The organism is Nocardia sp. NPDC052112 (genome assembly GCF_040680135.1).
In the GTDB taxonomy this organism is placed as follows: Bacteria; Actinomycetota; Actinomycetes; order Mycobacteriales; family Mycobacteriaceae; genus Nocardia.
The window spans coordinates 173,610-199,108 of the sequence record NZ_JBFAWD010000008.1; the positions used below are offsets into that span (position 1 = coordinate 173,610).

The following is a 25,499-nucleotide window of genomic DNA, read 5'->3' on the forward strand; positions in this document are numbered from 1 at the left end:
CTTCGAGGATGCTGACCGGCCTGTCCCGCGACCCTATTTCGTCAGTCGCAGCGGGGCAGGCCATCGGCGTTTCCGTACCCCGAATATCAATGCATTGCAAGGAGTTACGATGGAACAGCGGACCGATATCCGGATCCCGGTCGAGGGTGAGGAACTGCACGCCTGGTGGTATCCCCCGCATGACGTGAACGGACCGGCGCCGTGCGTCGTACTGGCGCACGGGTTCGGCGGTATCAAACAGATGCGCCTGTGGGCGTATGCGGAGCAATTCTCCGAAGCGGGATTCGGTGCGCTCGTGTTCGACTATCGGCATTTCGGTGAATCCACCGGGCAACCGCGTAATCTGCTCGACCTGGGAAAGCAGTTCTCCGATTGGAATGCCGCCATCACCGCGGCCCGCGCCCGGCCGGATGTCGACCCGGACCGCGTCGCAGTCTGGGGAAGTTCCATGTCCGGTGGCATGGTGATGATGGTCGCTGCGCGAGATGCGCGTATCGCAGCCGGTCGTCGCGAGATAGATCCGCACTACGTCGGCCAATCGCACACCGCTCTGGGGTGTCGGAAGCATCCGAACACGACCCATCGCCCGACCTCCGATCACTACCGCAGATAGTTTCCCGAGTCGCCCGTTCTGGGAAGTTACCGCCTGCTGGCGCGGCGCTGCAGTGTCTCGGCCTCGGCGAAATCATCGGGTCTTTCCGGCGCTGACCCGATGGGTGTAGGCGTGTCGGATTTTCCCGCCTCCCAGTACTTGCGAGGCCGATCGCGAGTTGCTCGATCTGGTTCCGGCACCTGCAGAATGCTAACGCTAGCGACCCGTGGCTAACTAAGGCTTTCGGGTGAGCCCGGTGTCACCGGCAAGCACGCTACTCGGCGTGACACCGAAGGCTTGTTTGAAGCTTCTGCTGAAGTGGGCGGCGTCGCTGAAGCCCCAGCGGTACGCCACCTCGGTGACGGTTCGGTATCCACCGGCGCGAGCGAGTTCGCGGTAGCACTCCTTCAGACGCCGGTCGCGGATCCAACGGCCCACCGTGGTTCCCGTATCGGCGAACACGAGATGCAAGGTGCGAACCGAAATGTCATGCGCAGCGGCAATGGAGCCGGCACAGAGACCAGGATCGTCGAGGTGATCCTCGATGTAGCGGCGGATGCGGACCAGCATCGCGGCCCGAGTCGTCGAGGGCGGACGTGCGTCGAGTGGGGCCAGCGCAGAATCGAGCGTGTCGAAAAAACTCTGGCACGCGATCGATAGAGCGGCATCGCTGAGATTCTCCAATTCTCTTGCGATAGAGCGTAATTGATCAGCGGCAATCGCCAGCAGTCCGGTTCCGGCCGCAGCCGACACAGCGCCGGCGGAACGTGACGCGAGGGTGGCCAGACCGTCCGGAACCCGATCTCGGGGAAGCAACAGCGTGAGCTCGCGGTGCGGGTCGACCGCATCGAAACCTTGCGCCAGCTCCCCGTCCCACACCAGTAGTTGATCAGGTGCGAGGAGTACTTCCTCGCCCGCGTAGCGGCACACCACTCGGCCGCTGAGATTCATGGAAACCCCGACCAGCTGACCGCGGTCGATGGATCCTCCGGCAACAGCCCGGCGTCCGGCGAACCGTCCGCCGTCGAAGTCGGCGATCGTGAGACCGTCCAGCCTGCGATAGCGGACGGCGGCGTTGAATTGTTCGTCCTTGGGGAACGTCAGCGACCAAGCCAGGTGCAATTCTGACATCTTGCTGTTCCAGGCATCGAACGCGCCAGTGCGCGGCAACCCGTCAGTTGACCAGAACGTAGCTGCGGTCAATTCGAACCCACCTTCGTCGGCGGGCACGCGCGGAGAACGTGCCAAAACCTCTGTTTCCAGTCAATTCGCATCTGTGCGCGATGGCAACCGATTCGTGCCGCCACGCGGAACGTCGCCTGTTGTTACTGCAACCGGCGTGAGTCCGCAGCGGATGTGCGCGAATGGGCAACCGATCGTGCACTCACGTACAAGCATAAGCCTCCGTCAGACGCGAGAGTTGGCTACGTCACAGGGCAGGGGCGCCCGCACATCGGGCCAGCCTGCATTGATTCAACCAGCCGAGCCCGGGATAGCTCACGGATTCGGCTCATAGTGGAAGGAGCGGCCGTGAGCGATCTGCGTCCGGTTGTCATCTACGGAGCCAGCGGTTCGACCGGTCGTCTGGTGGCCGAGTATCTGCGCGAATACAGCATTCCCTTCGTGGCCGCGGGTCGGAACAAGGCCAAGATCCAGGCGGTGATGGACAAGGTTCCGGGCATCGAGACCGCCGACTACGAAGTCGCCGAGGTCGACGGATCCGTGGAATCGCTGACGGCGCTGTTCGAAGGCCGCCAGGTGGTCTGCAACGTGGTCGGTCCCTTCCTCCGGTACGGACCGGTCGTACTGGAGGCTGCGGTCCGTGCGGGCGTGCACTACCTCGATACCGCCGGGGAGCAGTCGCACATGCTTCGAATCCAGGACGAGTTCGGTCCCCGGTTCGCTGCCAACGGCCGCGCGGTATCGACGGCAGTGTCGATCCAATACGCGCTGCACGACATCGCCGCCCGTATCTGTCTGGAAACGCCGGGGGTGGATACTCTCGAACTCGGGTCGTATGCCACCGCGATCCCCACCGTCGGTTCGACGCAGTCCATCTTCGACGTCATCCGCGCACAGGCGCACTATCTCGAAGACGGGAAGTTGAAGACCTACGACGGTGTCGTCGTCCAGGACCTCGTAGTCCCGGGAACCGGTTATGTGCTCAAGGGTACGAACTGGGGTGGTACCGCAATGCCGGTCTTCTTCAAGAACGACCGCCGGGTTCGCAACTGCCGCATGTATGTCGCCATGCAGAACCAGGACATCTGGAAGCGCGTCATCGATGTTGAGCGACTGTTCAAGGTGTCGCTGCAATGGCTTCCCGAGGAAGCGCTCTATCCGGTCCTGGATCGCATGGCGGCCATGATGACCCCCGACAGCCCGCCGCGCGAGAATCGGCAGATTCAGCGTTCGATCGACTGGTGCACCGCACGCGGCAATATCGCGACTTCTCGGGTGGTGATTCACTCGAGCACCGGCTACCAGATGACTGGCCTCATCCAGGCATACGGAGCAATGCGGCTGTTGGGCAATACCTATAACGGCGTCGGGTTCCGCTCTCCCGCTGAACTTCTCGGGCACCGAGAACTGATGGGCGCACTGGAGTCCTACGGCTTCGCGCGGATCACCGAGGAAACGGTGGCGTGATGACCAGCGGGTCTGCGGCTGCGGCCGAGCCAGTGTGGATCATCGGTGTGGGAATGACCAAGTTCGGCGTACGCCGCGATGCCTCGGTCAAGGACCTCACCCGCGAAGCTGTTGCGCAGGCTCTCGCCGACGCGGGCGCAGAGATGACCGAAATCGACGCCGCCTACTTCGGCAACACCTGCCAGGGCGTGCTCGAAGGTCAAGTGGTCGTACCCGGCCAGATTGCCTTGCGCAGCATGGGATTCCAGCGAATCCCGATCGTCAATGTCGAGAATGCATGTGCCACTGCAGCGACCGCGCTACACCAGGCGATCATGCACGTGCGGTCCGGCGCCGGAGACATGGTGCTCGCGGTCGGTGCGGAGAAGCTGAACATCGATGACAAGCGCCGGTCCCTTGCGGTTTTCGATGGCGGCGTCGATGTCCACGATCCCGATGGGGTACGCGCGGTGCTGCGCGAGCTCGGAGGCGAGGTCGAGGTCGATGAAACTGCTCCCCGCAGCACCTTTATGGACATCTACGGCGCTCTCGCGCGCGCACACATGAAAACGTTCGGCACGACGAAAGAGCATCTGGCGCTGATCGCCTCCAAGAATCACGGCCAGGCTGAGCACAACGATCTGGCACATTTCCAGGAGCCGATGACGGTTGAGCAGATCCTCGCGGCGCGCACGGTCACCGAACCATTGACCGTGCCCATGTGCGCACCGTTGACCGATGGTGCGGCCGCGGCGATCGTCGTGAACGCCGCGGGGTTGCGCCGCATCGGCAGCAGACGCGGCATCCGGGTACTGGCGACCTCAATGGCGTCGGGAACCGTTCGGCCATTGTCGGATTGGGAACGTTCGGTCAGCCGAAATGCGGCATTGGCGGCCTACGAGCAGGCTGGCCTCGGACCGGATGAGGTCGATGTCGCGGAAGTACACGATGCTTCGGCGTTCGGTGAACTGCTGCAGACCGAGCTGCTCGGCTTCTGTGAAATCGGCAGCGGTGGCAAGTTCGCCGAATCCGGTGCGACCGCGCTCGGCGGTGGGCTGCCGGTCAACCCCTCGGGCGGCCTCGAGTCCAAGGGCCATCCCATGGGCGCCACTGGGCTCGCCCAGATTTACGAACTCGTGCAGCAGTTGCGCGGAGAAGTTCGTGACCGCCAGGTTCCCGGTGCGCGAATCGCGCTCGCGGAGAACGGCGGCGGTATGTACGGCGGTGAGGAAGCCGTCGCCGCGATCACCATCCTCGGTGCTTGATACGCACCCGAAAACTACGGAGTCACCATGGAATACAAGACATTGAAGGTGCGTCGCGACGGCCGTGTCCTCTACGTCGATTTCGACAACCAGCCGCTGAACCTGATGACCATCGAAATGGTCGGCGAGCTGTTCGATCTGGCGGGCAAGCTGGTGTTCGATCAGGAAACCGGGGTTGTCGTGTTCGGCAGCGCGAATCCCGAATTCTTCATCGCACATTTCGATCTGCAGGACCTGTTCCGGGCGATGAGCGATCCGACCGTGCCTCAGAGCAAGTACGACGACATCAACGTGCTGCAGGCGCTGACCACCATGTGGGAGGCGCTGCCGCAGGTGACGATCAGCCTCGTCGACGGCATCGTGCGTGGCGGCGGGTTGGAGTTCCTGCTGGCCACCCACATCCGTTTCGCGACTCCGGAGAGCAAGTTCTGTTTCCCGGAGGTCAGCGGTGGTTTCCTGCCGACCGGCGGCGGTACCACTCGGTTGGCACTGCAGATCGGCCCGGCCCGCACTCGGGAGATCGTTTTGTCGGCAAGGGATTTCGACGGCACCGAGGCCGCGGCCTATGGTCTCGTCAACCGAACCTTGGATGCGAAGGAAATCCGTTCGTATGTCCATGATCTGGCGCAGCGTATCGCGGCGCGTCCCGCTGGGTCGGTCGCTGCGGTGGGTGAGGTGCTGAAGACGGTTTACACCAGCGCTGTCGATGCGCAGTTCGCCGGATTCGCGGTCGAGAACACCGCCATGAAGACCCTGCTGGCGATCCCTGCGGTGCAGGAATACCTGCAGGGGCTGGCTCGGCTGCAGGATGTCGAGCACGAGCGTGATCTGCCCGGCACTATCGCCGAATCCCTGTCCACAGCGGCGAAATAGAGGAGACGTGCCATGACACAGCAGCTCGACAAAGAAGTCCGGGCGTCCGTGCGGCCGGGTATCCCGCACACGGAGCTGTCCGGATTCGAAGTGCTCGGTGAGGACGAACGCGCCGTGCAGCAGGCGTTGCACGGGTTCGCCAAAGACGTGATGCGTCCGGTTGGTATCGCGCTCGACAAGCTCACCGCGGAAGAAGTTGTCGCGCCGGGCTCGCCGTTCTGGGAATTCCTGAACACGGTCGCCACTTCCGGCATCGAATTCGACAACGCGATGGAGGGTGTGCCCGCTGCCGCAATGGCCCGTCTGCAGGCCATTGCTGTCGAGGAGCTCGGCTGGGGTGACGCCGGCTTGTCCGTCACGCTCGGCGCGGGTGCCTTTCCGAAGATGATGGCGGGGCGGGCCGGCAATCAAGAATTGGTCGAGCTGTGCACGGGCAAGCTCGGGGCATGGGTCGGCACTCAGCCCGACCGCGGTTCCGACGGGCTGAGCCTGTATCCGAACGAACGGCACGCCACCGCCCCGCACGGCAATAAAGGCAATCTTACCGCACGGGTATCGGGCGGTGACATCGTGATCAACGGCCAGAGCTCGGCATGGGTCACCAATGGGCCGGTAGCCCAGGTCGGGCTACTGACCATCGCGGCCGACTACGGTGATGGCTTCTTCGACGACGAGGGACATCCACGTGGCGTGGAAGTGATTGTGCCGCTGGACCTTCCGGGCGTCAGCCGCGGCCGTCCGCTGGAGAAGCTGGGCAAGCGAGCGCAGCCGCAGGGGGAGATCTTTTTCGATAATGTGAAAGTGCCTGTGCGATACGCGCTCTCGCTCGGCGACGAATATTGGCGCGGCCACGCCGGTACCTGGTCCACCGCGGGCGTCGCAATGAGCCAGATCATGACCGGCCTGGCCCGCGCCGCGTTCGAGTACGCGGTGGCGTACACCCATGAGCGTAAACAGGGTGGTGCGGTGCTGGCCGACCATCAGTTGACGCAGTATCGGCTCGGCAACCTCGCCCGTAAGGTCGAAACCATGCGGGCGGTAGCTCGCCGTACCACCGATTACACATTCCTCTCACCCCAGAAGCACCCGTACTACACCGCGTCGGCCAAGGTGACCTGCACCGAGCTGGCCTTCGAGGTAACCGACGAAGCCCTGCAGCTGTTCGGTGGCTATGGCCTCACCCGGGAATACCCGATGGAAAAGTTGTTCCGTGACGCCCGTTCCTCGCGTATCGAAGACGGCGAAAACAACTTGCTGGCATTGAAGTTCGGTTCCCTGAACTCGATGCTGCATCGCGCTGGCAAGCTGCACCCCTGACGCGGGCGCTCGAAAAGGGAAAGATCTTCATGGCAATCACCGACTTCTTCGATCGCGGCTGGCGAGGCGATCCTGAGGGCATCGCCTTCGTCGCCGGCGATCGCGAGTATACGTACGCCGAAATCGGCGAACTATCCTGTCGAGTAGCGAATGCGCTGCTCCAGCAGGGACTTGCGCCCGAGACAAAGGGCGCTGTGCTGGCGGGCAACGACCCACTGGCTTGGGCGTGCGTGCTCGGCCTGTGGCGGGCAGGGCTGGCATGGGTTCCGGTCAATCCGGCCAATCCACCCGAAGAGATCCAGCGGCTGTTGTCGGGGTTCGACTGCGAGGTGCTGTTCTGCCACGAACAGTTCCTGCCGGTGGTCGCCAAACTCCGCACCGAGCTGGAGCAAATGCGCACCGTGGTCTCGCTGGGCAGCGACACTGCAGTGGCCGCTTCAGCCGACGCTCGGGTGCTGGACGAATTCCTGGCCGGAGCGACAGGCGATGTGCCGGACTACATTCCGGGCGCCGACGGTGTCGCTGGCATCATGCCGACCGGTGGCACGACCGGAGCACCGAAGGGGGTGATGAACACCCACCGAAGCTTGACCGTCAGTGCCGTGCACCAGATGCTCGCCGCCCCCTACCCGGCGAATAAGAAGATCGTGAACCTCGTCGCCGCCCCGATGACGCACACGGCGGGCACTCTCACCCTGCCGTGCACCGCCCGGGGCGGAACCGTTGTCGTCATGACCCGTCCCGATCCGGTCGCTCTGCTCGACCTGATCGAAAAGCGCCGTGTCACCGAGATTTTCCTGCCTCCGACGGTGATCTATCGACTGCTGGAGATCCCGGGCATCGAGCAGCGGGACTTCAGCTCGCTCGAATACCTGATGTACGGGTCGGCTCCGATGTCGACAGAGAAGCTGCGCCGCGCCATCGAGGTGTTCGGCCCGGTGCTGCACCAGGGCTACGGGCAGACCGAGGCGCCGTCGGGCATTGCCTTTCTGCGCCCGGAAGATCACTTCCGCGATGGGCAGATCGCCGACGACACCAGGCTTTCGGCGGCCGGTCGGCCGGGGCCGATGGTGCGCGTCGAGGTCATGGACAATGACGGAAAGATCCTGCCGGTCGGCCAGCCGGGTGAAATATGTGTGCGCGGTGATCTGGTCATGAAGGGCTACTACAACGCTCCCGAGAAGACCGCCGAGACGATCATCGACGGCTGGCTACACACCGGTGATGTCGGCTACCTCGACACCGAGGGCTTCCTGCACATCACCGACCGCAAGAAGGACATGATCATTTCGGGCGGTTTCAACGTCTATCCGAGTGAGGTCGAACAGGTCTTCTGGTCGCACCCTGCCGTGCAGGACTGCGCGGTAATCGGCACCCCGCACCAGGACTGGGGTGAGGCGGTCACGGCGGTGGTCGAGCTGAACGAGGGCGCGGAGGTGTCCGAGGAGGAGCTGATCGCCTATTGCCGTCCCACACTGGGCGGCATCCGCACACCCAAGAAGGTCGTATTCGTCGCCGAGCTGCCGCGCAGCGCGAACGGCAAAGTCCTGAAAAAGGATGTCCGCGAATCATTCTGGCGCGGGCACGAACGGCAGATCTGACACCACCCGCGGGCTCGTCCCGCCCGGCGACGAATCGAGAATTCCTTGACCACCATGACGGCCGCGCGATATCACGCGGACACCCGGACCTTCGCCTTGGAGCAGGTCGCCATCCCGGAACCCGGCCAGGGCGAGGTGCTCGTCCGGGTCGAGGCCTGCGGCATCTGCATGTCCGATGTCCACCTGGTAGAGGGCTTGCTGCCGCCGCCGATCCCCGACGTGACCCCCGGACATGAGGCTGCGGGCACTATCGCGGCCATCGGCGCGGCGGTTCCGGACCGATGGAAGGAAGGCGCGCGAGTCGCGCTGACGCCAGGCCGCGCCTGTGGCCGGTGCGCGAATTGCGTACGCGGCCGGAGTGCGGATGAGTGCGTCGACGTGCAGGTGATGGGAGCCCATTATGACGGGGCCTGGGCCCAGTACGTCGTCGTCGGGTACGAACAGCTCGTGGCGGTACCCGACAACATTCCGCTCGAACAGGCGGCCATTCTCGCCGACGCGGTGACCACCCCCTATTCGGCGCTGGTCGACACAGCGACGCTGCGCGCGGGCCAGTCGATTGGGATCTGGGGGCTCGGCGGTCTCGGAACGCACGCTGTCCAGATCGCACGGCTCGCCGGTGCGGCACCGATCATCGCCCTCGATCCCTCCGAGCCCGCCCGGGACCGTGCATTGCGGCTCGGAGCCGACGTTGTGCTGGATCCGTCAGATCCAGGGCACCTCGACGAGATCAGGACGCTGACGAAGGGGAGTGGGCTGGATGCCGCGGTTGAGTTCGTCGGCTACAACGCTGTCCGGGCGCAGGCGGCGGCCGCGCTGGGACAAGCCGGCAAAGCAGTGCTCGTCGGTCTGACGCCCGAACCGATCACCTTGCCGGATCCCATCACGATCCAGCTGCGGATGCAGGAGATCCGTGGTCACCTAGGCGGCGGACTGCGTCATCTGGAGCAGCTCGTGTCGCTCGTCGAACTCGGGCGCCTGGACGTTTCCTCCTCGGTGACCGCCACGATGCCGCTGACCGAAATCGACAAGGGCATCGCACAGCTCAACTCACGCGAGGGCAACCCCGTCCGTCTCGTCGTCCTGCCGCAGGTCTGAGGGAATCATGCGACGCACCATCTACGAACCCGAACACGAGATGTTTCGCGACTCCGTGCGCGGTTTCGTCGACCGGGTACTGAAGCCTCGACACGAGCAGATGCTCACGGACAAGACCGTGCCGCGAGACATCTGGAAGGAGGCTGGTGCCCAGGGACTGCTAGGGCTGGCGATTCCGGAAAAGTTCGGCGGCGCGGGCACAGACGACTTCAGGTTCAACGCGATTGTTGCCGAGGAGGTCGCGGCGCTGAGCCTCGGTGTCTCGTCGTGCTTCGGCATCCACTCTCATGTATGTCCGCCCTATATCGTCGAACTGGGCACCGAAGAACAGCAGCAGCGCTGGCTGCCCGGAATCGCGGCGGGCGAACTGATCTGCGGGATCGGCATGACCGAGCCCTCGGGCGGCACTGATCTGGCCGCGCTGAAGACGACCGCGGTCCGCGACGCGGACGACTGGGTGATCAACGGTGCGAAGACGTTCATCACCAACGGTTTCCAAGCCGATCTCGTGATCGTCGCGACTCGCACCACACCTGGGGCGGGCGCCAAAGGAATCACCTTGTTTGTGGTCGAGGACGGCATGGCGGGCTTCACCCGCGGCCGCAAGCTCGACAAGGTCGGCCAGGACGAAGCCGATACCGCCGAGTTGTTTTTCGACGACGTGCGGGTGCCCGACCGTAACCGGCTCGGCGAAGTGGACCGGGGCTTCGTCGCGATGATGCGGCTGTTGGCCCAGGAACGCCTGGCGACTTCGGTTACCAGCGTCGGTCATGCCGCCCAGATTCTGCGCGAGACCATCGAATACGTGAAGCAGCGGAAGGCCTTCGGCCAACCGGTCGGATCGTTCCAGTACAACAAGTTCACACTCGCTGAACTGGTCACGACCATGGACGTCACGACAACCTTCCTCGACCAGTGCGTGATCGCCCATACGCGCGAGGAACTTTCGGCGACTGATGCCGCGAAGATCAAATGGTGGTCGGCTGAGGTGCAGAACCAGGTTCTCGACCGCTGCGTCCAGCTGCACGGCGGGTACGGCTTCATGAACGAGTACCGCGTCGCCCGAGCCTGGCGCGATGCCCGGATCACCAAGATCTGGGCAGGAACCAACGAAATCATGAAAGAACTCATCGGCCGCGATCTCGGCCTTTAGGAGAGACGACATGTCGCAAGCCACAAACTCAGCCTCGGTCAACCGGCAATGGTTGCTCGCGGAACGCCCGATGGGCGCGGTCACACCGGAGCACTTCCGCTATCACGAGGCGGCGATCCCGGAGCCCACAGAGGGCGAAGTACTCGTCCGCACACTGTATTTCGGATTCGATGCCAGCCAGCGCATCTGGCTCACCGACGACGGCGGCTACATGCCATCGATCCAGATCGGTGAACCGATGCGCACCATGGGCATCGGCCAAGTTGTCGCCACTAATGATCCCGCATACTCGGTCGGCGACCTCGTCGAGGGCTTCATGAGCTGGCAGGATTACGTTCTCGCCCGAAGCGACGGGCCGATGCCGCTGCGTGTGCTGCCGAAGGCGGACTTTCCGCTGTCGTGGAATCTCGGCGTATTCGGTGTCGGCGGCCTGACCGCGTACTTCGGCGTGGTGGACGGATTGAAGGTCAAGCCGGGCGATACCGTCGTGATTTCGGCGGCTACCGGGGCCACCGGCTCGCTGGCCGGCGGCATTGCCAAGGCGCTCGGCGCGAAGACCGTGATCGGTATAGCAGGTGGCCCCGACAAATGCCGTTGGGTCCTCGAGCAGCCAGGCTACGACGCGGTCATCGACTACAAGAACGACGACATCGCGGAGCAGTTGAAAGAGCTGTGCCCCAACGGTGTCGACGCCTACTTCGACAACGTGGGCGGCGATATGCTGGACACCTTGCTCGTGCAAATGGCGCCGCTCGGGCGGGTACTGATCTGTGGCGCCATGTCCTCGGGCTACACCGACGTGCAGGTACCAGGACCGAAGAACTATATGCAGATATGTACGAAGCAACTCACGATGCAAGGCATTCTGCTGTTCTTCTATCGCGACCAGCTGGCCGACGGAGCGGCACAGCTCGCGGAATGGGTTGCCGAAGGTCGCCTGAACGTAGCAGAACGCATTGTCGACGGTTTCGAGAACGCACCCGCGCTGTTCCCGACAATGTTCTCCGGGAAGGAGCCCGGCAAACTGCTGCTGCGAGTGGCGGATCCGGACTAGGACAGCGAACGAGCATGGTTAATCCAGTAGCAGTAATCACTGGCGGCGCAAATGGAATAGGCTTCGAAGTCGCCCGACGTCTGGCCAGCTCTCACCGGGTAGCAATCCTCGATATCGATGGTGACGCTGCCGGTGTCGCCGCAGAACTGATCGGGGATGGCGCGATCGCCGTGGAGTGCGACATCGTCAAACCGGAATCGGTGAAGGCCGCGATCGGCGCCGTCCTCGAGAAATTCGGTCGGATCGACGTCGCGGTATCGAATGCGGGTATCGGGACCGTCGGTGTGGCAAGGCATTTGGATCCGGATGTACTGGCCGTCCAACTGGACGTCAACCTCACGGGCAACTGGCGTTTCATTCATGCTTGCCTGCCGCATCTGATCTCCAGTCGCGGTTACGTTCTCGGTGTGGCTTCGGCGGCCGCGATCATGAGCCCGCCGGGGGAGTCGTTCTACGGTGCCAGCAAAGCGGGCCTGGAAGCGCTGCTGAATACACTGCGGACCGAGGTCGCGTACCTCGGGGTCGGGGTGGGAATCGCGTACCTCATGTTCATCGACACGCCGATGGTGCGCGACGGCGACCGCGAGCATGCCGACCTCGCACGGATGCGTCGGAAACTTCCCGGTGCCGCGCGCAAGACCTATCGGGTCGAATTGGCCGCCGACTTGCTAGTGCGCGGAATCCGACGGAGAGCACGCCGCATCTTCGTCCCGCGCTCTCTGCGGATCCAGCACATCACCCGTGGCGTGCTGTGGCCGGTCATCGACCGGCAATTCGGGCGTGCTGCTCCTGAGGTCGACGGTTTGACCGAAGCGAAGGTTCTCGAAAAAGGAAGCTTCGCAGCGGCTTTCAGCCGCGGACCGCTCGCGGCACATCAACAGCGGAGCCAAGACTCCGGTGGTAGTTCGAGCTGATCACGCCGAACGCCGTTGTCATGGCAGGTTTGCGCAGTTGGTCGGTGCTTACGCACCGGCCAACAGTCGCATCAGCGCCAACGCGAGAGAAGCTTCTACCCACTCGCTGAGAGGTCGTCCATCAGAAGTGAATTCACTCGAAGGTCCCCAGCCGTAATGCCCTACTGCTTCTGGAACGCAAGTTTGGGCAGTTTCCCGAAGCACGGCCTCGCCCTCGGTGTTCAGCATCCGATCGGGCAGATGTTCTGTGGCCCGAGCGGAGTCGAGCACGGCATGAGCCTCGGCGGCCTGGTTGACGTAAACACGGATTCCCGCGGTCGGCCGATGACCTCCGTTGTGATGTGCATCACTGGATTTGCCTAATGCTCGAGCATGGGGGATCTACATCGATCGAGTTCGATTGCCGCACAGCGGAACGATGAGTCCCGGGCGTCTGCCGTGACGCGGCGGCGACTATTCGCGCGCTCGGCGCATTACTGCCTAATCTCACCGCCTGCGGAACGAAGCCTCTACCTGTGTGCGTGCCGCCCCCGCTCGGCGACCCAGGCGGCGATCTGGGAGCGCGAGGTGAATCCGAGTTTGGTCAGGATGTGTTCGACGTGTCCTTCGACCGTGCGCTGGGAGATGTGCAGGCGGCTGGCGATGGACTTGTTGGTCAGACCGTCGGCGACTAGATCGGCAACTTCGCATTCCCGTCTGGTCAGTTCCGCCGAGGAACCCGGGCCCCGAGTTGTGGCCGGCGGCCGGTCTCCCAGGGCGAAGTCGGTTGCAGCATCGAGGTCGAGCGAGGCACCCTCGCGATGTTTGGCGTCGAATCTTGGTCGGCCCAGCGCGTGACGGGCGGCTCGCTCGCAGTCCTCATGGTGGACCGCCAGATTTGGGAACAGCACCGGGAAGGTGCCCGCCGACTGAGACAGGGTTGTCGCGGCGCCCAACAGTACGGCGGCACGGTGTGCATCGCCTTGGGCTCCGACAATCCATGCCAGTGTTTCGAGGGCAATCGCGGCCATGAGCGAGTCTTTGAGCTGCCTGGTCAGCTGCAGTTCCTGCCGGAGCAGCCGCAGCGGGCGGTCGCTTTCTCCTCGGCGCCACGCCGCAACGGCCGTGGCCCACAAGGCATATGACCGTTGTACGGAATCGCCATGGGACTCGGTGATCGCCAGGGCCCGCTCATGGTACGAGAGAGCTTCCTCGTTGTTCTCCTGCAGTGCGTGCGACCATCCGAGCCCGAGCAGCGCAAAGACCTGACCATAGACGTCGCCTTGCGCGGTGAACGACTCGAGGGCGGATTCCAGGGGTGCGCGTGCGCCGGAAGGTGCGCCGCAGCGGACTGTGTGAAGGGCTCGAGTGAGATCGGCGAACGCGTGCACGATTGGGTGCTCGGTCTGTTCGGCGAGTGCTTGGACCTGTGCGACCAGTGCGGACGCGGCGTGGGCATCGTCTTGGGCTTCGACCGTGAGGCTGGCGCGCCACAATGCTTTCGCGCGGACCGCCGTGGCGGCAGGGGGCCATGCGAGGGCGCGGTCGAGCCAGTGCCGCGCCTCACCGACTTGGCCGCGAGAGAACCAGAACGGTTGCAGGGCCGCTGCGAAGGACAACGCGGCCTCTGTTTCCGCTTCTGTGTTGGTCAGGCAGAAGTCCAGTGCCTCACGCAGGTTCGGTTGTTCGCGGTCGAGGCGGGCGATCCACTCGAGCTGGCGTGGACTGATCCAGTCGGTATCGGCGGTTTCGGCGAGTTTGCGGTACCAGTCCCCGTGCTGGCGCCGCAATTCCGTATATTGGCTGGCTTCGTCGAGTTTGTCACGGCCGTAGTCGCGTATCGTCTCGAGCATCCGGAACCGCACCACCGAGCCAGGATCCTCCCGGATCAGGATGGACTTGTCGACCAGGGCGGTCAGCACATCAAGGAGATCTTCCCCTTCGAGGTCGTCCTGGCAGACCTGTTCGGCTGCGTCGAGTTCGAAGCCGCCGGCGAAGACCGACAGCTTTGCCCAGAGTGTTTGTTCGGCCGGGGTGCACAGCGAGTAACTCCAGTCGATGCACCAGCGCAGAGTCTGCTGGCGGCTCGGTGCGCTGCGGCTGCCATGGGTCAGCAGCGTGTACCGGTCGGTGAGTCGCTGCAGGATCTGCTCGGGTGACAGTGCCCGCAGCCGTGCCGCGGCCAACTCGATCGCCAACGGCAGTCCATCGAGGTGGCGGCAGATCTCGGCCACTGCGGCGACGTTGTCCTCGGTCAGAGCAAAGCCGGGGACCGCGGCGGCGGCTCGTTCGACGAACAGGATGATCGCATCGTAGCGGGGCGCACCGCGCAATGACAGCCGCCGATCCGGATCGGGAACCGTCAGCGGCCGCACCCGCAGCACCGCTTCTCCGCCGACGTCCAAGGGTTCGCGGCTGGTGGCGAGGATCCGTAGCTTCGGACACGCCCGCAGCAGAGTCTCGCTGACCTTCGCTGCCGCGTCCACGATTTGTTCGCAATTGTCGAGCACTAGTAGCAGCTGCCGTGGCGCCAGGTAGTCGATCAGCACATCGAGCACCGGCTGCCCTTGCGGGCGCAACCCCACAGCGGCGGCGATCACCCCGGACAGCAGGCCACCGTCGCGTAGCTCCCCGAGCTCGACAAGCCATACCCCATCCTGGGAGTCGCGTTGCGCACTGGTCGCAACGCGCGATGCCAGCCGTGTCTTGCCGACCCCACCGATCCCGGTCAACGTCACCAGCCGAGAGGTCGCCAGCAGGCCCTTGGCGTGGGTCAATTCCGTGCGGCGTCCGATGAAGCTCGTCAGCTCGAGGGGAACAGACCCCCTTCCGTTGATCCCTGAAGCGAACTGAGTGCGCCCTCGCGCCGGAGCGCCGACAGCGCTCATCGGAATCAACGGAACCGGGGTACTTTCTTGCCGATCGTCACCGGCGTCGGCCCGCACCGCCATATCGTCGACGGGCCACCCGCGCCCGGCCTGCAACTGCTGCAATTGCGCGCCCAACATGGCCGCGGAGGGCCGCTGACCGGGGGTGCGGGCCATCGCATGTTCGATCACTTGCGAGAGCTCTTCATCGATGCCGTGGTCGCGCAGATTCGGCGTCGGCTGGGTAGTGATCCGCACGAACTGAGCGACCACTTGCTCGCCGCTGTGCCGCTCGAATGCCGCGTGCCCGGTCAGCGCGGCGAACAACGTGGCGGCGAGCCCATAGACGTCCGCTGCGGGGCTGGGCGCCTCGCCCGCTAGCACTTCCGGTGCGGTGAATGCCGGCGAACCCGTCACAGTGCCGGTGGCGGTGTGAAAGCCATCCGGGATTCGCGCGATTCCGAAGTCGGTCAATGCCGGCTCACCGTAGTCGGTGATCAGGACATTGCCGGGTTTGACGTCCCGATGCAGGATGTCGAGCCGGTGCGCGGTCTCGAGCGCCCCGGCCAGCTTCACCCCCAGCCGCAATGTCTCCTCCGCCGACAGTGGACCGTGCCGGCGGATCCGCGCGTCGAGGGAATCCTGCGGATAGTAGGGCATCACCAGATACGGGCGACCAGACGTAGTGGTAGTACCGACTTGCAATACGCCCACGATGTTCGGGTGTCCGGTGAGTCGGCCCATCGCCCGCTGCTCCCGGACGAATCGATCCTGGTTTGCGTCGTCCAAGTCGGCGGTGAGCACCTTGACCGCCACCGTCCGGTCCAAGGTTGTCTGGGTGCACCGATACACCACACCGAAGCCGCCGCGCCCGATTTCGTGTGCGTCGGTGAATCCGGATGCTGCCAACTCCGCTGTGATCTCAGGGATCACAGCGCGCTGAGTTTTCCACGGGTCGATATCGCCCATACGCCGGTCCTGCTTCGTGACGTACATCAGGATATAGCGCGGATCAGTCCATCGCCTTGCCCTTTGCCCGCTCAACTCGTGGCACGACGATCGCGCTCTGACGCGCCCGGCGGAGCTGCGTCGCTGGCTTACTATGGCCAGGGCCGCGTCGTTCCGCAAGAATGACGATATGCAGATCAAAAGTGACGGTCGCGCGGACGAGAACGAACTCGTCGCGCGTAACGTCCGACGCTACCGGCTGGAACGGGCGATGTCGTTGGGCGAGCTCGCCAGGCGCTCTGGGCTATCGAAGCAGACGCTGTCGAAGATCGAGCAGGGAGTCGGCAACCCGACGGTGGAGACGCTGTCACAGCTGGGCGCGGCGCTCGATGTCACCGCACGGCGGCTGCTGACCGAGTGGGGAACACCCGTGTACGTGCAGCGAGCCGCGGACGGTGCGTGGGTCGACGGCAGCCATTGGTCGGAGCGCATGCTTGATGAGACGTACGGATCCGGCTACGTCCGCACGCTGATCCTGCGACTCGAGCGAGCCGCGGGCCATTCGGAGGCGACCAAACCCCACGCGCCGGGAACGCTGCATCACATTTACGTCATCACGGGCAAGCTACGTACTGGTCCGCTCAATGACCCTGTGGATCTCGCCGCAGGAGATTTCGTTCGCTTCCCAGGCGATGTCCCGCATCGCCACATCTGTGTGAGCGAGCGAGTTGTGGCGCACATGGTCACGACCATCCCTCAGGTTCGCCAGTTCGGTCCGACCGTCACCCCGGCATCCGCATAGTCCGCCCAGGGATCAGTGCCCGGACGATTAGGCCAAGCCGAGATCGGTGCCGGCGACGGCGGTGACGTTCGAACGAACGTCGGCCCTGGACACGGATCCGTTGCCGACGCTCCACCGAACTTCGAACGCCGCTAAGTGGGTGATGTGCCGCTGTGCGGCACAACAACTTTGGCGAACTCCCGAGGTAGGGATGGAATGACACCGTGAGCACCGCGACAGCGCAGCCATTCCCCGGACGCCGCGCCAGGCACGCCACTCATTTCGAGATCGAGCAGTTCTACTTCTGCGGGGCCGAACCGCTCGACGACGGACGCGCCAGCGATTGACTGGACGTGCTCGACGATGATCTCAACTACTGGATGCCCACTTGCGCCAGCCGGCTACGCCGCCAGCAGCGTCTCTCGATCGCCAGTGCGCAGCGTCGCCGGGCACCGCCAATTGTCGACACGATCTCCCCGATGCGGAACTGAGTCCACAAACCTTGCGATAGGGGATGAGACCATGGGAAGACTTTGGTGGATAACGGCGATCGTGAGTGTACTTCTGATGATATTGACGATGGCCATCCTCATGATCGTGCTGGGCTCTGCGCAGCCGACCCATCAGCTGGGCGGCGTCATCGTCGGGCTCGGTCCATGGCTGCCGTCATTGACGAAGAACGCCGCCTACTTGCCACGGCGGCCGCGCGGGCAATTCTGATCTCATCCAGCGTCAGCGCGGGAGTCGGTAGTGCACCCGCCGGGGCGCGCATCCCATCCAACAACAGCGCGAGGTACCGGCGCCAGACGTCCGGCTGCACCGACTCAGCGAACACCGTGACCGTATGCACCATGGGGATCATCGCAAGCACATCAGACGGCACCAGGTCCGGCCGCACGTAGCCACAGGCTCGTGCTCGATCGAGCAAGGCCCCCACAACAGGCGCGACCGACGCCTCGAATCGATCGAAGAACGTTGTGCCATCCTCCAACTCGGTGATGGCGATGGCGATTCCGCGATTGCCTGCGACGAGTTCGCAGATCCGCTCGAGCAGCGACGTCAGCCCGAACCACGGGTCGTCTTCGACCGCGGCCGCCGCTGCTCGTCCTTCGAGCTCGGCGACATACCCCTGCAAAATCTCAGCGAGCAATTCGGACTTGTTCGCAAACCGTCGATACACCGTGCCGACGCCGACCCCCGCCGCTTGGGCAACGTCGTCGAGCGTCACGTCGACTCCACGTTCTGCGAACAGCCGATCGGCAGCGGCTAGGATCCGCGTCAGATTTCGTGCGGCGTCTGATCGCATGCGGCGGGTTCCGGTCGAAGTTCCGGCGACGTGCCGGAATCAGGATGAATAGCCGTGATCAGAACATGCACCGCATGGACTGCACCGCGTGGATGAAGTTGCCGCTCCGGTAGGTGGGTTCGCCGGCTTGGATGTTGGGAAGAGTTGTCAGCAGCGTGCCGAACAGCGCCCGTAACTGCATCCTGGCGAGATGGGTACCCAAGCAGAAGTGCGGTCCGCCCGCACCGAAGCCGACATGCGGATTCGGATGGCGGCTCAAGTCGAAGTGCTCCGGGTGGTCGAACACCTCGGGATCGCGGTTTCCCGATGAATAGATCATCACCACCTTGTCGCCCGCAGCGATGTGCTGACCGCTCAGCTCGTAGTCGCGGGCCGCGATGCGGCCGAACGTCATCACCGGAGTCGACCAGCGCACGAACTCCTCGATAGCGCCGTTGATCCTGCCGGCGAAGTCCGCCATCAGCCAGTTGCGCTGCTCGGGGTTCTGGGTCAGCGCGTGCATTGTCAAGCTGGTGGTCTGCCGTGTCGTGTCATTCCCGGCGGTTGCCATCAGCACCATGAAGGCACCGATCTCAGCGTCGCTCAGCCGCTCGCCATCGACTTCGGCCTGCACCAAGTTCGTAATGAGATCGTCCTCGGGCGAACGGCGGCGCTTCTGTGCCATCTCGACGGCGATCTGATGCAGGAACATTCCGTTGACGACGATTACGTCGAGCGGATTGCGATCGCCGAGAAAGGGGGGATCGGTGGCCGAGACCATCGCGTCGGCGGCGTCATACACTGCATGCCGCTGGGAATCTGGCACGCCGATCATGTCGCAGATCGTCACAAGCGGCAGCTTCAACGCACAGTTGGAGACAAAGTCGCACCCACTCCCGGCTTCGAGGAGTTCGCGCACAATGCGAAGAGAATTTGTCTCGATACTTTCCACGAGCTGGCTGACCGCCCGCTGCGTGAAGGCCGAACGGACGAGCCCCCGGATCTTCGCGTGTTTCGTGCCGTCCATCGCCATAAACGACAACGAGGCCTCGATCAGTTCCTGAGGTGCCGGCTCCGTGTGCACCCCTTTGCTCGAGATGAACACATCGCTATTGCGGCTGACTTCGGTGATATCGGCGTTACGTACCACCGCCCAATAACCCGGCTCGGGCGGAAGCGGGATCAGTGTCGACTGCACGGGGCGCTGCCACGATATCGGGCGCTCTTTACGCAGGATCGCAAACGTCATCTCACGCTCGTCGGCAGTTGCCGTCCAGAATTGCCTGGACGAGATGTCGAGCTCATCGAAGGCTGCTTTACCTGGGATGGCCGCACTGACGTTTGTCATGCCTGCTTCTTTCTCTCGCACACTCACCGCCTGAATCGGAATCGTGATCAGGGCCACATCGTGGGCCTTCCGACGGTAGAGCTTCTGATAGTCGGCGTCAAGACACACTGTCTTAGACGAGCTGTCTTAACGGTGGGTATGCAATGCTAATCTGCGAAAGTGCCTTCCATCACGCGTAGTCCCAAGTCGAAGCGGACGACGTCGGACGCTGACCGGGAACGACGGCGCGATGAGTTCCGTCGCCGCCTGCTCGATGCGACCGAGTCGCTAATGCGAGAGGGGGCTTCGTTCACCGAACTCGGGGTTGAACGACTCGCGGTCGCTGCCGGTAGTTCGCGGGCCACGTTCTACGTGTACTTCAAGGACAAATCGCAACTTCTCGGAGACTTCGCCGAACAGATACTCACGGAGGTCGGCGACGCGGTTCAGCGACTCTGGCAGACCAGTCCCCCCAGTCCCCAACAGATGTGCAATGCAATGGGCGAGGCCATCGCCGTCTACCGCAAGCACCAGCCGATCCTTACCGCGATCACCGAGGTTGCCCAGTACACGCCCGAGATCGACGCCATTTATCGCGACCTCATCGAGCGTAACGCCGGCTACAGCCGGGATTTCTTGGAACGCGAACAGGCGGCCGGGCGAGTGCGACCACTCGACAGCCCCGAAGTGGCTCGCGTGATGACCTGGATGGTCGAGCGATGCTGTCTGCAGATGCTGCGTGACGCTTCCGGCGAGGCTGATGTACGCCTCGCCGAAACCTTGGCTCAAATGGTCTGGGCCACAATCTACCTCGAAGATCCCAGCACTGGTCGAAGGTGAGGAATCTGCCTGAATTATGGGTCGTCACCGTCGCGTCCAATGTGTAGTCCGCGGATATTCGATTGTGTCCGGGGCCAACGCTTAGTCCTCCGGCGGAACGAAGTCGACGAGCCGGACTGGGATATAGCGCGGCTCTACTAGCGCCGACCACTCGACTTCACCGGCAAAGCAGATATCCTCGGTCGCTGCCAGCAATTCCTCGACGGCGATACGTAATTGCATCTGCGCTAGCGGCATTCCGACGCACCTGTGCAGGCCCCAGCCAAACGCGAGGTGCTCGCTGTTCTTGCGGCCTTGGGGGTCGAGTTTCAAAGGTTCGTCGAACACTGCGGGGTCGAGGTTGCCGGCAGCGTACATCAGATAGACACGATCTCCGGCGCGAATCAACTGCCCACCGATCTCGATGTCTTCAGAGGCGGTGCGCGCGAACCAACGGAGTGGTGTATTGAGTCGCAGAGACTCCTCCGCGATCGCCGGAATCAGATTCGGCTCCTCCCTGAGGCGGCGCTGGAGTCCGGGGTCCTTGACGATCTCGACCAACAGACACGCGATGCCTCGTGAGGTTGAGTGGTGGCCGCCGGCGAGGAACGCGAGCATCGCGCCATGGAGCTCAGCGTCCGAGAGTTCGACGCCACCGACTGCCCGGGTTCTGAGAATGCCCGAGAGCCAGTCGTCGCCGGGCTTCGCCAGCTTCTCGGCAACCAGACCATCGAAGATCTCGCGCATGGCGGCCACAGGATCGGAACCGTCCGGCATGGGTGCGCGGTACAGAAAGAGTGACTCGGCGACCTGGACCACCCGCTCCTTGAGATCGGCCGGGGCCCCGACGATCGAGAAAATGACATCGAGGGGCAACGGGAAGGCGAAACTTCCACCGAGATCGGCTATTTCAGCGTTACGCAATGATGCGATGAGACGTCGGGCGTGGGAGCGCACCATCGGCTGCAACGCGCCCACGGTTCGGGGTCCAATGGCGCTGGTCATCAACTCGCGATGCGCTGTGTGGTCAGGCCGGTCATACTCCAATGCGGCAACCTTGGGTATGCCGTCGGCACGTGGGAAACGAACCCCCTCGCTCGAGCGGAAGCGCTCATCCTTCGTTATCCGTTTGATGAGATCGAAACGGCCGACGACCCACATACCGCCCGCTGCTTCGGTCCATGCGATTCCCCCAGCTTTACGCACCATCTCGAACACATCTATGTCGTGGAACCGCATCGATGGGTCTGCTGAGTCGAACGGTACGGACGGTGATGGGATGGCGGTCATCGGCACTCCCTAGTTCTAAGTGAGAAGTTCTAGCATGCTAGTTAATGGAATGTTGTCGAGAAGACATGTTCGGCCGTCGCGTAAGAGGTGGGTCGGCCGACCCAACGTGCTGGTCGCGAACGAACTATGTACAGCCTTGGTCGTCGTCTGGGTGATTCAAGCGCGGGGGATGAGAAGGTGGGAGTCGTAACGACCACCGGTATGGATGATGTGCAGGCCCCGATTGCGGTCCGAGTAGTGCCTTTGCGTCGGCGTGCCGACTGGGTACTTGTTGATGTCCGTGCCCTGGATGACAAGCCGCAGCGTTTCTCCTGCGCGGAACAGGGTCCCCGAGGGCAAGATTTCGATCTCGACAGGAACCACTTCGCCCGGTGCGAGCTTCTGCTCCCGAAGGTGCAGGAGCCATGGCTGATCGGGCTTTGAACGATCCTCGTCGAGTTCGCGGTGGGAGACTCTCAGCCAGCCGAGCGCGACATTGCCATCTTCCCAGATGGAAAAGAAGGGGAAGCTCACCGGATTGCCGTCGGAATCGAGCTTCTGCATGGCTACGAATAGATCCATGTCATCAGAACCTTCAGCCTCTACCCACAGCTTCAACTTGCTGTTGCCGATCAGCTCGCTGTCGGAAACGAACGTGTGACTGAACACGAGCTTATCCGTCTCGTCCTGTGGGTTGTAGAACCCGCGAGTCTCCGCCTCGACCGGTTCGGTTTTCAGGGCTTCGCACGCAGCGTCCAGGTAGAGCGGATGCAGGTCGATCCCGGGTAGTGGCCATGACTGTTCTTCCTTGAACTCCCCGACGTAGGAGCGATCACGGACTTCTAGGCGTACCGGAGGCCACTCGTTGACGCCGGTATCCTTATCCAGCAGAAATTGGTCGAAGAAGGCGCGTTGGCGCGCAATAGATTGGTCGTCGTAGTAGTAGCCCCACTTCTTTCGACCGTGGATCTCCAGCCACTTTCTCTCTGATCCGAGAGCCTTGTAGGCCTCGAGGGCACCGCGGGTATGTAATCCGTGGTCGGACCAGCTGGCAACAACGTAGGCCGGAACGTCGATATTCTCCCAATTCCCGCGCTTCGTCTCCCAGTATGCGTCGAAGAATGGGTGCTCATCGCGCATTCCGATCGTGTCTTCGACCGTGGATCGGGAGAACAGCACACCCCGTTGCCACCAGGTGAGAAACTGGGCCTCGGGAATTCCACCATGGAACGCGACGTCGCGGTAGAAGTCGCTGAATCCCTCCCAAGGGTTCATCGCCGCGAGATGCGGAGGGCGGCTGGCGGCGGTGAGCCACTGCATGACCGCCAGATACGACACGCCGGCCATGCCGACCTTGCCGTTGCTCCACGGCTGAGTGCCTGCCCATTCGATCAGATCGTGATAGTCGGTGGCCTCCTCGATGCCACATAACGACTCGGCGACGCCTCCTGAACCCCAGGTGCCGCGGGGATCGACGAGGATGACCGCGTACCCGGCCGGGCACCAGTAGGCCGGGTCGGGGGCCTCGAAAGCCGTGTAAGTAGATAGCTTGCCGGCTGGCACACCGGTGTCGACCGGAAAGTCCTGAAGCTTTTGCGGCGAGTGCTTTCCATACGAGCTCCAAGCGACCAGCGGAGCCACCGGCTGATCGCCGTCAGGGCGGTAGATATCGATATAGATATCGACGTTGTCACGCATCGGAACGGCCACGTCTTTCTCGATGATGAGGCCGTTCTCGACTGTGCGGCGGTACCCGAATCCTGGATAACCTCCTAGGACCGGGTCAATGCCGTCCTTGTACCGGCGTTCGAAGTCAGCGGTAGTCACGACAAGGTCCTTTATTTGGTGAAATACGTACAACAATCGGTGTCGTGATCGGCAATATTCATTCCGCGAGGAAGGCCAGCACGAGCTTGTTGAATTGTTCTGCTTGCTCCCATTGTGGCCAGTGGCCTGCGCCGCTGATCAGCTCGAATCGGCCTGCGGGAATCTTGTCGGCCATATCGAGTCCCGCCTTGGCCGGCCCTGACGGATCGTCGCTGGTCCACACAACCAGCGCTGGACCGGGGACGGCCGAGAGTTCCTCGTCGGTGATGCGGTTGCGCATGCGGACCTGCGGGTCCTGCAAACACAGAATGTGCCGCATCGAATCTGCGAAACCTGGCTGTGCATAGATCCCACGCCGAATCTCGACGAGCTCGTCGGTCACCGAGGAGTTGTCGGCCATCAACCATTCGAGTCGGGCACGGATGCGGTCGGGAGTGGGGTCGTCGGCGGCAGCTTGTGAGAGCGATCGGATCGTTTCCATCGTCTCAGGGCGGGACATGGTGCCGCCGGGGGTGTTCAGGACAAGCTTTCGGACCCGATTGGGGTGGCGGGCAGCGAATTTCACGGCGATCCAGCCACCGAGCGATTCACCGTTCAGATGGGCCTGCTCGATATCAAGGGTATCGAGCAGGCCGAGTAGGTGTTCAACGTAGTGGTCCAGTTCCAGGTCATGTTCGGAGAAGGTGGTGTATCCGTGGCCGGGGTAGTCGTAAGCGAGTACTCGGTATTGCTTGCCGAAAGCAGCGAAGTTGCGGGCGTAGGCCTCCAGATGTCCACCGGTGCCAGGCATCAGCACGACGGTCTCGGATCCGGTGCCGGTTTCGAGCAACCTAGTCCGCCACGGGCCAACTTGGACATATCGCACGGCGAAATCCAAGCCGGGGAACGAGGTCCACACGGACGATGAGTGGGGCATGTCAGTTCTCCTGACTCGAAGAGGTGGCGGGGACAGCCGTGGTGATCGCGAAACCGGCGATCCATTCGGGAATGGGTCGGTAGTACGTGGATCCGACGGTGTAAGGCCCAGTGGCGGCGAGTGCGGCATATCCCGCAATCCAGGTGCGCACCTCGTGCGATGAATGCCCGGCCTGTTCCACGAACCAGTCGACCGACCATCCGTCGACGCGCTCGAGGTCGCCGGACTTCAGTAGATCGAGGAACTGGCGATCCCAGTCCGGGTTCAGTGCCTGCATTTCGGTGAAAGTGCCTGCGGCAAAGGCGCGTCCGGCATTGATCACCCGCTCCTCGCGCGCTGCCCGCTCAGCTGGAGTCGGGTTTCGGCCATCGATGAGACGGGCTTTGACCTCAGCTCCCGCGGTATCCATTCTCGGGACCGGCGGATCGTGGGACAATCCGCCGGACGCCAGGAACAACACTCTTCGATCCATTCCTGAAACCGCGTGACCAACCGCGTTACCCAGCAACCGGATACGGCTTACCGGGCCGAGTGGCTCGCCGACGGAATTGATGAAAATCGGCACCGTAGGTTTCGCGGTAATCGAGCCGAGCAGTAGTTGCATGGGCTGAGCGAAACCGTGATCGACAACCATCCTGTCCGAGAGCGCCGTATCGATTCCGCTGGCCAGAACCGCCCGGGCGATGACATCAGCAGCCGCGGCGTCGACGTCGAGGGAGCCGTGCTGGGTTCCGTAGTCCCCGACGGAAGTGCCGGCGCGGCCGACACAGAACGGGGGAAGCATGTCGTAGAAAACGCCGTTGTAGTGGTCCGGGGTAAAGACGATGACCAGGTCCGGGGCGAAGTCGGCCACAAATGATCGGGCGTCTGCGAGGGCGCTGTCGACTTCAGCGATCACCGAGGGGTCGGGGTCGTTTCGACCCATCAACGGTGAGTGCGACAGTGCGCATAAGGCGACTGGCATAGGTATGTTCTCCTGGCTGCCG

At 63.2% G+C, this 25,499-nt stretch carries 21 protein-coding genes; 13 read left to right on the forward strand and 8 right to left on the reverse strand.

Annotation, left to right across the window (positions count from 1 at the left end):
* The first annotated feature begins 109 nt into the window (after window positions 1-109).
* Window positions 110-613: an alpha/beta fold hydrolase gene (locus AB0L58_RS18075; RefSeq protein WP_364387917.1), complete on the forward strand. Its 504-nt coding sequence runs from the start codon at window positions 110-112 to the stop codon at window positions 611-613.
* 213 nt (window positions 614-826) lie between these two features.
* On the opposite strand, the gene AB0L58_RS18080 is transcribed toward AB0L58_RS18075, so the two are convergent.
* On the reverse strand, window positions 827-1,723 hold the full coding sequence (locus AB0L58_RS18080) for a helix-turn-helix domain-containing protein (protein ID WP_364387919.1): 897 nt from the start codon (window positions 1,721-1,723) through the stop codon (window positions 827-829).
* A 399-nt stretch (window positions 1,724-2,122) separates the two neighbouring features.
* Here AB0L58_RS18080 and AB0L58_RS18085 point away from each other — a divergent pair, with 399 nt between their 5' ends.
* The 9 genes from AB0L58_RS18085 to AB0L58_RS18125 are packed head-to-tail and all read left to right on the forward strand — an operon-like array spanning window position 2,123 to window position 12,495.
* A complete protein-coding gene (locus AB0L58_RS18085) occupies window positions 2,123-3,241 on the forward strand; it encodes a DUF5938 domain-containing protein (protein ID WP_364387921.1) in 1,119 nt (372 codons plus the stop codon).
* The gene (locus AB0L58_RS18090; protein WP_364387923.1) at window positions 3,241-4,485 is read left to right on the forward strand and encodes a thiolase family protein; all 1,245 of its coding nucleotides are present in this window, start codon (window positions 3,241-3,243) and stop codon (window positions 4,483-4,485) included. The genes AB0L58_RS18085 and AB0L58_RS18090 overlap by 1 nt, the downstream gene beginning before the upstream one ends.
* Before the next feature lie 27 nt (window positions 4,486-4,512).
* Window positions 4,513-5,358, forward strand: coding sequence for an enoyl-CoA hydratase/isomerase family protein (locus tag AB0L58_RS18095; protein WP_364387925.1), 846 nt, complete (start codon window positions 4,513-4,515; stop codon window positions 5,356-5,358).
* A 12-nt stretch (window positions 5,359-5,370) separates the two neighbouring features.
* Window positions 5,371-6,675 (forward strand): acyl-CoA dehydrogenase family protein, encoded by a 1,305-nt coding sequence (locus AB0L58_RS18100; RefSeq protein WP_364387927.1) that lies wholly within the window; start codon window positions 5,371-5,373, stop codon window positions 6,673-6,675.
* 29 nt (window positions 6,676-6,704) lie between these two features.
* Entirely contained in the window at window positions 6,705-8,276 is a 1,572-nt protein-coding gene (locus AB0L58_RS18105) for an AMP-binding protein (protein ID WP_364387929.1), read from the forward strand.
* Window positions 8,277-8,330: 54 nt separating this feature from the next.
* On the forward strand, window positions 8,331-9,374 hold the full coding sequence (locus tag AB0L58_RS18110; protein WP_364387931.1) for an alcohol dehydrogenase catalytic domain-containing protein: 1,044 nt from the start codon (window positions 8,331-8,333) through the stop codon (window positions 9,372-9,374).
* Between the two features lie 7 nt (window positions 9,375-9,381).
* Complete coding sequence (locus AB0L58_RS18115; protein ID WP_364387933.1) at window positions 9,382-10,527, forward strand: acyl-CoA dehydrogenase family protein; 1,146 nt, start codon at window positions 9,382-9,384, stop codon at window positions 10,525-10,527.
* A gap of 10 nt (window positions 10,528-10,537) precedes the next feature.
* Window positions 10,538-11,581 (forward strand): NADP-dependent oxidoreductase, encoded by a 1,044-nt coding sequence (locus AB0L58_RS18120; RefSeq protein WP_364387936.1) that lies wholly within the window; start codon window positions 10,538-10,540, stop codon window positions 11,579-11,581.
* Window positions 11,582-11,595: 14 nt separating this feature from the next.
* Window positions 11,596-12,495, forward strand: a complete 900-nt coding sequence (locus AB0L58_RS18125; RefSeq protein ID WP_364387938.1) for an SDR family NAD(P)-dependent oxidoreductase — start codon at window positions 11,596-11,598, stop codon at window positions 12,493-12,495.
* Between the two features lie 509 nt (window positions 12,496-13,004).
* On the opposite strand, the gene AB0L58_RS18130 is transcribed toward AB0L58_RS18125, so the two are convergent.
* Window positions 13,005-16,310, reverse strand: coding sequence for a protein kinase (locus tag AB0L58_RS18130; RefSeq protein WP_364388262.1), 3,306 nt, complete (start codon window positions 16,308-16,310; stop codon window positions 13,005-13,007).
* Window positions 16,311-16,479: 169 nt separating this feature from the next.
* Between AB0L58_RS18130 and AB0L58_RS18135 the strand changes: the two genes are divergently transcribed.
* On the forward strand, window positions 16,480-17,091 hold the full coding sequence (locus AB0L58_RS18135) for an XRE family transcriptional regulator (RefSeq protein WP_364387940.1): 612 nt from the start codon (window positions 16,480-16,482) through the stop codon (window positions 17,089-17,091).
* Between the two features lie 203 nt (window positions 17,092-17,294).
* Entirely contained in the window at window positions 17,295-17,417 is a 123-nt protein-coding gene (locus tag AB0L58_RS18140) for a hypothetical protein (RefSeq protein WP_364387942.1), read from the forward strand.
* A 290-nt stretch (window positions 17,418-17,707) separates the two neighbouring features.
* On the opposite strand, the gene AB0L58_RS18145 is transcribed toward AB0L58_RS18140, so the two are convergent.
* Together AB0L58_RS18145 and AB0L58_RS18150 are read right to left on the reverse strand one after the other, a co-directional pair.
* Window positions 17,708-18,376, reverse strand: coding sequence for a helix-turn-helix domain-containing protein (locus tag AB0L58_RS18145; RefSeq protein WP_364387944.1), 669 nt, complete (start codon window positions 18,374-18,376; stop codon window positions 17,708-17,710).
* A gap of 58 nt (window positions 18,377-18,434) precedes the next feature.
* Complete coding sequence (locus AB0L58_RS18150; RefSeq protein WP_364388264.1) at window positions 18,435-19,703, reverse strand: cytochrome P450; 1,269 nt, start codon at window positions 19,701-19,703, stop codon at window positions 18,435-18,437.
* Between the two features lie 159 nt (window positions 19,704-19,862).
* Here AB0L58_RS18150 and AB0L58_RS18155 point away from each other — a divergent pair, with 159 nt between their 5' ends.
* A complete protein-coding gene (locus tag AB0L58_RS18155) occupies window positions 19,863-20,522 on the forward strand; it encodes a TetR/AcrR family transcriptional regulator (protein WP_364387946.1) in 660 nt (219 codons plus the stop codon).
* Window positions 20,523-20,603: 81 nt separating this feature from the next.
* Here AB0L58_RS18155 and AB0L58_RS18160 read toward each other — a convergent pair whose 3' ends face one another.
* From AB0L58_RS18160 to AB0L58_RS18175, 4 genes are all read right to left on the reverse strand, one after another.
* The gene (locus AB0L58_RS18160) at window positions 20,604-21,791 is read right to left on the reverse strand and encodes a cytochrome P450 (RefSeq protein ID WP_364387948.1); all 1,188 of its coding nucleotides are present in this window, start codon (window positions 21,789-21,791) and stop codon (window positions 20,604-20,606) included.
* Window positions 21,792-21,947: 156 nt separating this feature from the next.
* Window positions 21,948-23,597, reverse strand: coding sequence for a CocE/NonD family hydrolase (locus tag AB0L58_RS18165; protein WP_364387950.1), 1,650 nt, complete (start codon window positions 23,595-23,597; stop codon window positions 21,948-21,950).
* A gap of 58 nt (window positions 23,598-23,655) precedes the next feature.
* Window positions 23,656-24,513 carry an alpha/beta fold hydrolase gene (locus AB0L58_RS18170; RefSeq protein WP_364387952.1) on the reverse strand — a complete coding sequence of 286 codons (858 nt, stop codon included), beginning with the start codon at window positions 24,511-24,513 and terminating at the stop codon, window positions 23,656-23,658.
* A gap of 1 nt (window position 24,514) precedes the next feature.
* Window positions 24,515-25,477, reverse strand: coding sequence for a 3-carboxyethylcatechol 2,3-dioxygenase (locus tag AB0L58_RS18175; protein ID WP_364387954.1), 963 nt, complete (start codon window positions 25,475-25,477; stop codon window positions 24,515-24,517).
* Window positions 25,478-25,499: the final 22 nt, after the last annotated feature.

What these genes read in the sequence shown, in the direction of transcription:
- AB0L58_RS18075 (WP_364387917.1), top strand. Translation starts at nt 110, where the DNA reads ATGGAACAGCGGACCGATATCCGGATCCCGGTCGAGGGTGAGGAACTG.
- AB0L58_RS18080 (WP_364387919.1), bottom strand. Translation starts at nt 1,723, where the DNA reads ATGTCAGAATTGCACCTGGCTTGGTCGCTGACGTTCCCCAAGGACGAA.
- AB0L58_RS18090 (WP_364387923.1), top strand. Translation starts at nt 3,241, where the DNA reads ATGACCAGCGGGTCTGCGGCTGCGGCCGAGCCAGTGTGGATCATCGGT.
- AB0L58_RS18095 (WP_364387925.1), top strand. Translation starts at nt 4,513, where the DNA reads ATGGAATACAAGACATTGAAGGTGCGTCGCGACGGCCGTGTCCTCTAC.
- AB0L58_RS18100 (WP_364387927.1), top strand. Translation starts at nt 5,371, where the DNA reads ATGACACAGCAGCTCGACAAAGAAGTCCGGGCGTCCGTGCGGCCGGGT.
- AB0L58_RS18105 (WP_364387929.1), top strand. Translation starts at nt 6,705, where the DNA reads ATGGCAATCACCGACTTCTTCGATCGCGGCTGGCGAGGCGATCCTGAG.
- AB0L58_RS18110 (WP_364387931.1), top strand. Translation starts at nt 8,331, where the DNA reads ATGACGGCCGCGCGATATCACGCGGACACCCGGACCTTCGCCTTGGAG.
- AB0L58_RS18115 (WP_364387933.1), top strand. Translation starts at nt 9,382, where the DNA reads ATGCGACGCACCATCTACGAACCCGAACACGAGATGTTTCGCGACTCC.
- AB0L58_RS18120 (WP_364387936.1), top strand. Translation starts at nt 10,538, where the DNA reads ATGTCGCAAGCCACAAACTCAGCCTCGGTCAACCGGCAATGGTTGCTC.
- AB0L58_RS18125 (WP_364387938.1), top strand. Translation starts at nt 11,596, where the DNA reads ATGGTTAATCCAGTAGCAGTAATCACTGGCGGCGCAAATGGAATAGGC.
- AB0L58_RS18130 (WP_364388262.1), bottom strand. Translation starts at nt 16,310, where the DNA reads ATGGGCGATATCGACCCGTGGAAAACTCAGCGCGCTGTGATCCCTGAG.
- AB0L58_RS18135 (WP_364387940.1), top strand. Translation starts at nt 16,480, where the DNA reads ATGCAGATCAAAAGTGACGGTCGCGCGGACGAGAACGAACTCGTCGCG.
- AB0L58_RS18145 (WP_364387944.1), bottom strand. Translation starts at nt 18,376, where the DNA reads ATGCGATCAGACGCCGCACGAAATCTGACGCGGATCCTAGCCGCTGCC.
- AB0L58_RS18150 (WP_364388264.1), bottom strand. Translation starts at nt 19,703, where the DNA reads ATGACAAACGTCAGTGCGGCCATCCCAGGTAAAGCAGCCTTCGATGAG.
- AB0L58_RS18160 (WP_364387948.1), bottom strand. Translation starts at nt 21,791, where the DNA reads ATGACCGCCATCCCATCACCGTCCGTACCGTTCGACTCAGCAGACCCA.
- AB0L58_RS18170 (WP_364387952.1), bottom strand. Translation starts at nt 24,513, where the DNA reads ATGCCCCACTCATCGTCCGTGTGGACCTCGTTCCCCGGCTTGGATTTC.
- AB0L58_RS18175 (WP_364387954.1), bottom strand. Translation starts at nt 25,477, where the DNA reads ATGCCAGTCGCCTTATGCGCACTGTCGCACTCACCGTTGATGGGTCGA.